This window comes from Synechococcus sp. R3-13 (genome assembly GCF_047462195.1).
Classification (GTDB): Bacteria; Cyanobacteriota; Cyanobacteriia; order Thermostichales; family Thermostichaceae; genus Thermostichus.
Map to the genome: position 1 here is coordinate 1 of NZ_JANSIO010000278.1, position 6,572 is coordinate 6,572.

The following is a 6,572-nucleotide window of genomic DNA, read 5'->3' on the forward strand; positions in this document are numbered from 1 at the left end:
GGGGGCCTATTTTTTGGGCTTTACCCTGGCTGGGATCGGGGTGATCGGGGTGGCCAAGGGGGTGACCACGCTGGCAGTGGCTCTGCCTTTCTTTATCTTGGCGGTGCCGATCCTGGATATGTCCACCGTAATCCTCAAGCGGCTGGCCAGGGGGAAGTCGCCTTTCCATCCCGACAAAGGCCACTTGCACCACCGCTTGCTCAAAGCCGGCCTATCCCAGCGGCATTCAGTGCTGCTGATCTATGCCATGACCCTTTGGGGGGGATCCCTGGCCTTGGCTTTGGCGGGCTTGCCGGCAGGAGGCACCTACCTGGGCGGGGCCTCGCTGGTGCTGGGGGGGGTGGCCTGGGGGGCTTGGCAACGGCATCGCCAACGGCAACGAGCTTTGCCCTCGGAGGACAGGCCCGAACAGGAATATGTTGCTCCGCAATGCTGTTGCGACCAGGAATGTAAAGAAGATTGAGCTGGGCTTGTTCTCCATCGCTCGCCTGCCTAGACTGGAGGCGCTCTATATTTGTTGTTTTTTGTTTTGTTGTTTTTTGTTTAGCTCTGTGTTGCCCCATGCGCCCCACACCTGAGTTGGCAGCTCTCCTGCGCCGCACCGCGGATCGTATCCAATCCCAACACTGGGGCTTCTGGGACTGGGAGTACTGCTGGCGGGACAGCACCCGCTGCAATTGCGGCCTGCTGGTGCGAGAAGCCCTGGGCTGGGATCGGCAGCAACTCAGCCTGCGCATTCACCGCGGCACCTGGCGCTCCATTGCCCAAACCGCCTACCGAACTGTTGCCCTGGCCTTGAGGGATCCCTGGCAACCGGAAGGGCGCTGCGAGTCCACGGGCCTACGGCTGGGGTACGTGTTTGAGAAAATGGCAGAGCTGGGGTTTGACCAACCGGAAGACTTTGCCGCCCTGGAAGAGCTGAGCCACCCCGTCATCCTGGCCCGCCTGGCAGAAAAAGGTGTGGAGCCAGCACAGCGCGACCGGGCGATCCATGTGGCGCTTTACATGCGGGAACTGGCGGACTGGATTGACGAACAACTGCAGGCGCAGGCTCAGATCAGCCGCTTGAGCCAACCTTTGCCCAAAACACCAGGGATCCTCGTCCAACAGTCGGTGCACCTTACTTGAGGAACTCAGTTGCCTTCCTCTACCATCACCACATGGGCAGGGATCCCAGGGGGAAGAGCCTTGCAGCCGGACAAAAAGGCCAGCTCGATTAAGAAGGCAAATCCCCCCACCTCAGCGCCGCTCTGGGCCACCAATTGGGCGGTGGCAGCGGCTGTACCCCCGGTGGCAATGACATCATCCACGATCAACACCCGCTCTCCAGGCCGCAGGGCGTGGGCGTGCAGTTGGAGCTGGTCTTGGCCGTATTCCAGGCTGTAAGTCTGGCTGAGCACCGGCGGCGGCAGTTTGCCTGGCTTGCGAACCGGGACAAATCCCAAGCCCAGGTGTTGTGCCAAAGCAGCCCCCAAAATGAACCCCCGCGACTCGATGCCGACCACATAATCTAGGGATCCCATGCCGGTGGTGCCGGCAGCCAACTGTTCAATAGCCGCCCGGAAGCCTGCCGGATCCTGTAGCAGGGGGGTCATATCCCGAAAGAGGATGCCGGGTCTGGGAAAATCGGGCACCAAGCGAATGAGGGCTCGCAGATCCATCCTGTTTTCCTCGCTGGCCAGTGGCTTGCTGTTCGCGCTATTCGGACGGAGTCCTCAAAGGGCACTCCAAGCAACCCATCATACTCGGTTAGCTTGTGGGCAGATGGGATCCCTTTTGGTCAGTCTGGCAACGGGGAAGATTTTCTATAATTGGCAAGGCTGGGGGCCGCGGCTCACCTAGTCGCCCATCTGTAAAATCGGAGATCTCTCATGCGCTACTACATGGCCATCGACTCCAATCCCCTGGCAAGTTTGCCGCTGGCTCTGTTTGGGGTGAGCAGCGAGTCGGCCTATGTCGATCTGCTGCAAGACAAGCTCATTGTGCGGGCGGGCAGCCTGTTCAACGAGACGTTCTCCCTGAGCGAGTTGGGACAAGGGGAGCGCTTCCCCTGGCCTTGGTACTACGGACTGGGCGTGCGCACCGATTTTCAGGGGATCGTTGGCCCGGTCACCAGCACCCAAGGGGTAATTGCCATTCCACTGCTGCAGGAAAAGCCTCTTTTTATTCCGTTGCTGGGGCCGGTGGGGCTGCAAGTGCCCTGCAAAAAGCTGGTCTTCAGCCTCAAAGATCCAGATACCTTCCTGGCCAACTTCAACCAGGGTCGCCCAGAGGTCAACGCCGGCCCGAAGAATGTGGTGATTGATTGACGCTCCTCTCGCTAACGCAAGGCAAGTAGCAGGAGATTCCCCCTTCACCGAGTCTTGACCCGATGCCGTGAAGACATCACGCGAAGCACTGCGACGGATCTGGGTAGAACCGCAGGGATCCCTACAGGTTGCCAACGCAGCTCAGGGTGTGGAGAAGACCCAGGGTACCAGCTCCCACCGTCGTCGATGGACAGGATCCCCAAAATGCGCGACGGTGAGTTTATTCTGGTCGTTACGCTGGACGCCAAAGGGATCCCTGATGAGTTCAACCCCGCTGCAGCGCACCCCCTTGTTCCCCCTTCATCAAGCTTTGGGGGCGCGATTTGTCCCTTTTGCCGGCTGGGAAATGCCGGTGCAGTATCGGGGAGTGATAGCAGAACATCGGGCAGTGCGGGAGAGGGTGGGGATATTCGACATTTCCCACATGGGCAAGTTCACCCTCTGGGGGACGGATCTGGGATCCCACCTCAGCCGTCTGGTTCCCAGCGATCTGAGCGCCGTTCCTGTGGGATCCGGTCGCTACACCGTCCTGCTCAATCCACTGGGGGGCATTTTGGATGATGTCATCTTCTACCGGCATCCACCGGAGGGTGAGCTGGAGCACTGGAGCGTGATCGTCAATGCAGCTACCCGGCAGAAGGATTGGGATTGGCTCAACCACCACTTCCAAGGGATCCCCGGAGTTAACCTGCAGGATCACTCCGATGCTCAGGTTCTGTTGGCGGTGCAGGGGCCGGCAGCCGAGGAGGTTCTCCAGCCCTTTTTAGAGGGATCCCTGAAGGCTTTGCGCCGGTTTCAGCACGGTCGGTTTGCCACAGCAGCGGGAACCTCGGGAGAGACTATCTTTGTGGCCCGCACCGGCTACACCGGAGAAGATGGCTTTGAAGTTATGCTCAGCCCCGAAGATGGCATCCGCCTTTGGGAGCAACTGATTCAGGCCGGCGTGCAACCCTGTGGGCTGGGCTGCCGCGATACCCTACGTCTGGAGGCCGCGCTCCATCTCTACGGGCAGGACATGGACGAGAGCACCACTCCCTTGGAAGCCGGCTTGGGCTGGTTGGTGAACAACCCAGGGGACTACATCGGCAAGCCCGCCATCGAAAGCCAACGGCAGCAAGGGATCCCTCGCCACCTGGTGGGGTTTCGCATGCTGCATCCGGCCATCCCCCGCAGCGGCTATGCCATCTACGCTCCCAACTCCCCTGAGCCGATCGGACGGGTAACCAGCGGCACCCATTCTCCCAGTTTGGGCTACGGCATCGGCTTGGGCTATGTCGCTCCGGCTTGGGCCAAGGTGGGATCCCGGCTGGAAATTGAAATTCGGGGGCAGCGCCAGCCTGCCGAAGTGGTGAAAAAACCTTTCTACAGTGCTGCGCACCGCTGACGCAAACGGTTACAGGTTCCCGTTAACCCAGGGTTTGGCAGCTTTGGGCGTGGAGTATTCCTGTTGCAGCCGCCGCAATTTCCGCAAGGCCCGCCGCTCAATTTGTCGGACTCGCTCTCGCGAAAGGCCGATGTGCTCCCCAATTTCCCGCAGCGTTAGGCCCCTCGATCCATCCAGCCCATAGCGAGCCACGATCACCTGTCGTTCTCGTTCACTCAGTTGGCCCACCAGCGCGCGGACTTCCTCTCGACGGGCAAGCTGGGTTAGGTGTTCAACAGGGTCGTTGTCTTCATCTGGGATGAAGTGCTGCAGCTCGGTGCCGTCTTCATCCCCTACCCCCACATTCAAGGAACGCATCTCTGCCATGTGGCGGGTGATCAGCTCCCGGTAGTTATCGCCAATATCCAGAGAATCAAAAACTTCTTCCGCTTGGGGACGGGATCCCCTTTCGGCAGATAACTCGCGGTAGCGCCGCTTCACCTGGGAGACCTTTTCGTACATGTGGGCCGGCAGACGGATCATCCGCCCCTTGTTTTGGATGCCCCGGTTCACGCTTTGCCGGATCCACCAAGTGGCATAGGTGGAGAACTTGTAGCCACGGGTGGGATCGAACTTTTCCACGGCGCGGGTGAGGCCGATGGTGCCTTCCTGAATCAGATCCAGAAACGGCAAGCCTCGATTGCGATAGCGCTTGGCAATCGACACCACCAAGCGGAGGTTACACTCCACCATTCGTTTCTTGGCTGCTTCCCCCTGCCGCAGGATCTGCTGCAGCTCCGCTAAAGGGATCCCCAGCCGCTGGCTCCAACCTTCCACAGACTCATGGGGCTGCCGTTGCTCCAAGAGCGTCACCATCCGCTGCACCTGGTGAGCCAGGCGGAGCTCTTCTTCAGCGGTGAGCAACGAGTAGCGGCCAATCGTCTTTAAGAAACGCCCCACCGCATCTTGCAAGTCAAGACTTTCTGACATATCAAACCCCACACCATAAATTCATGTCCTGTCAGAATCTCTACTTCTCCTGCTGCATCGGGCCCTCTTCGTACACACGAAGCTGACCTTTCTGCAAACAGCACCTTATTCATACCAGCACAAAAGCCTTTTCGTAAAGGCTTTGACTTCGAAAAATCTAATCCAGAACTCGGTGTTTGACTCACTAAATTTATTGAGGCTGCTTCACTAGACACTACCGGCAGTGCTTTAAGTCCTTTTTTATTGAGTAGTAACTCTACCTTAAGTAGGAGGGAAGAGATCAACTATTTTATAAACTCAATCTTAAGTTCTAGATCTAGATAGATTGAAAAAATTATTCCACTTGCTTGACCAGTTTTTGGTACCAAATCAGATCTTCAAGAGATCTTCAAGAGACAAAAAAGCAATTTTTTCATCCAATTTGTGGGACTAGAGATGAGTATTTTTGTTCGCAGAGCCATCGGAAAAGCTTACTTGGCAAGGCACAGCAAGGGTCATCGGCGGGTTTTTGGAACGGCTTGGGGCTGGTTTGGTACCTCATCGCCGGCAATTCCAGCCGGAGACAGACGAGAACAGATCCCTGTGGGACAGATTTTTGCTGCTGCCTCCAAACATAGTGGAGACTATCGTCAATTCTTGACTTTAGACGCTAGATGTAGATCCAAGATTTCTGTGTTACCGAACACGCCAGGCGCGGATGCCTCAGCCTTGGTGCTCCGTACCGCTATCGCGAATGCCGCAGCGCGCGCCTACATAAGAAGGCAGGTCAGGCCAGCCCAGCGACCCTCCAGGCCCAGGTGTGTTGCACTCCTGCGGGAGAAAGGGGGAGCTGCGTTACGCTCGCTCGACCCACCGCAGGATGGTTTACATTTCTTCCACCACCCCAAGGGCGCTTTATAGTGAGGATCCGGTCTCCATCGGTCAAAGGATTGGAAGGGCCATGTCTCACTTCACCACCCTGCAAGTGCAAATCAAAGACGCCGATCTCCTGGAAGAGACTCTGAAGGAATTGGGCTACGCTGTGCAGCGGAATGCCAGCCTGCGGGGCTATCTCTGGAACCGCACCCGCGCCGATCTGGTGATCCGGCAAAAGAATGGCTTCGACATCGGGTTTCGTCGCAACGGGGATCACTACGAGCTGGTGGCCGATCTGTGGGGGGCGGGCATCGATCCCAAGACCTTCCTGGAGCCGATTTTGCAGCGCTACGCCCACAAAAGTTTGCTGCGCTCAGCCCGTGAGCAGGGCTATACCATCGAGGCCGAAGAAGTGCTGGAGGATGGCACCATCCGCGTGGTGGTGGGGCGTTGGCTATAAGCCAGGTTCATCGGGATCTGCCCATGGTAGGTAAGCCTCAGCCGGCTGTCAGAACTGGCCAGGGATCCCGGCCCCAACCTTGGGATCTGGTGTTGGGGGGGCAAACGGCAACCGGGAGCGCCCCGGCCCATGCCTTAGTGCTGGGAGGTCTCGAGGGGGCGCGGCGACGACTCGCCCATAGCGATGAAGCCGTGCGCTTAGCCACGCTATCCCAGTTGCTGCAGTACGGGTCGGCGGGCCTGGCCGAACTCATTGCAGCCCTCGCTGGCAACAGCTCTTGGGCGGTGCGGCTGGAAGCTTGGCGGCTGTTGTCTCAGCTAGGCCAGCCGGAGGCAGAACAGGCCTGTTGCACCTACAGCCCCTTTCGCCCGGTGGGGGGAGCGCAAGGGGTGATCGTGGCCTATCGGCGTGGGGAGCGGAACTTTGCCTACGCCGACCTGGAGGGAGCCGACCTTCAAGAAGCACGGCTGGGGGGGATCAACCTGTGGGAGGCCAACCTGAGGCGGGCCAACTTGCGCTTTTGCAACTTCAACGGCGCCCGGCTGCGGCAAACGGATTTGCGCCAAGCGGATTTGCAAGGGGCCAAGCTGAGCGG

The 6,572-nt window shown here is 58.7% G+C and carries 8 protein-coding genes; 6 read left to right on the forward strand and 2 right to left on the reverse strand.

Going from position 1 to position 6,572, the window contains the following annotated elements; genetic code table 11:
• Together NW856_RS08715 and NW856_RS08720 are read left to right on the forward strand one after the other, a co-directional pair.
• Positions 1 to 463, forward strand: a 463-nt coding sequence (locus tag NW856_RS08715; RefSeq protein WP_414399852.1) for an MraY family glycosyltransferase, incomplete at its 5' end; no start/stop codon positions are given.
• Positions 464 to 561: 98 nt separating this feature from the next.
• Entirely contained in the window at positions 562 to 1,128 is a 567-nt protein-coding gene (locus NW856_RS08720; RefSeq protein WP_414399853.1) for a hypothetical protein, read from the forward strand.
• Between the two features lie 5 nt (positions 1,129 to 1,133).
• Here the strand turns inward: NW856_RS08720 and NW856_RS08725 are convergent, their stop codons facing one another.
• Entirely contained in the window at positions 1,134 to 1,661 is a 528-nt protein-coding gene (locus NW856_RS08725) for an adenine phosphoribosyltransferase (RefSeq protein WP_011434353.1), read from the reverse strand.
• Positions 1,662 to 1,871: 210 nt separating this feature from the next.
• Here NW856_RS08725 and NW856_RS08730 point away from each other — a divergent pair, with 210 nt between their 5' ends.
• Positions 1,872 to 2,309, forward strand: a complete 438-nt coding sequence (locus NW856_RS08730) for a hypothetical protein (RefSeq protein ID WP_414399854.1) — start codon at positions 1,872 to 1,874, stop codon at positions 2,307 to 2,309.
• 259 nt (positions 2,310 to 2,568) lie between these two features.
• Positions 2,569 to 3,693, forward strand: a complete 1,125-nt coding sequence (gene gcvT / locus NW856_RS08735) for a glycine cleavage system aminomethyltransferase GcvT (RefSeq protein ID WP_414399856.1) — start codon at positions 2,569 to 2,571, stop codon at positions 3,691 to 3,693.
• 9 nt (positions 3,694 to 3,702) lie between these two features.
• Here gcvT and NW856_RS08740 read toward each other — a convergent pair whose 3' ends face one another.
• Positions 3,703 to 4,662: a sigma-70 family RNA polymerase sigma factor gene (locus tag NW856_RS08740; protein ID WP_011432772.1), complete on the reverse strand. Its 960-nt coding sequence runs from the start codon at positions 4,660 to 4,662 to the stop codon at positions 3,703 to 3,705.
• A gap of 940 nt (positions 4,663 to 5,602) precedes the next feature.
• Between NW856_RS08740 and NW856_RS08745 the strand changes: the two genes are divergently transcribed.
• Positions 5,603 to 5,977 (forward strand): DUF1257 domain-containing protein, encoded by a 375-nt coding sequence (locus NW856_RS08745; protein WP_011432773.1) that lies wholly within the window; start codon positions 5,603 to 5,605, stop codon positions 5,975 to 5,977.
• 23 nt (positions 5,978 to 6,000) lie between these two features.
• On the forward strand, positions 6,001 to 6,572 hold a 572-nt coding region (locus NW856_RS08750), incomplete at its 3' end, for a pentapeptide repeat-containing protein (RefSeq protein ID WP_414399855.1).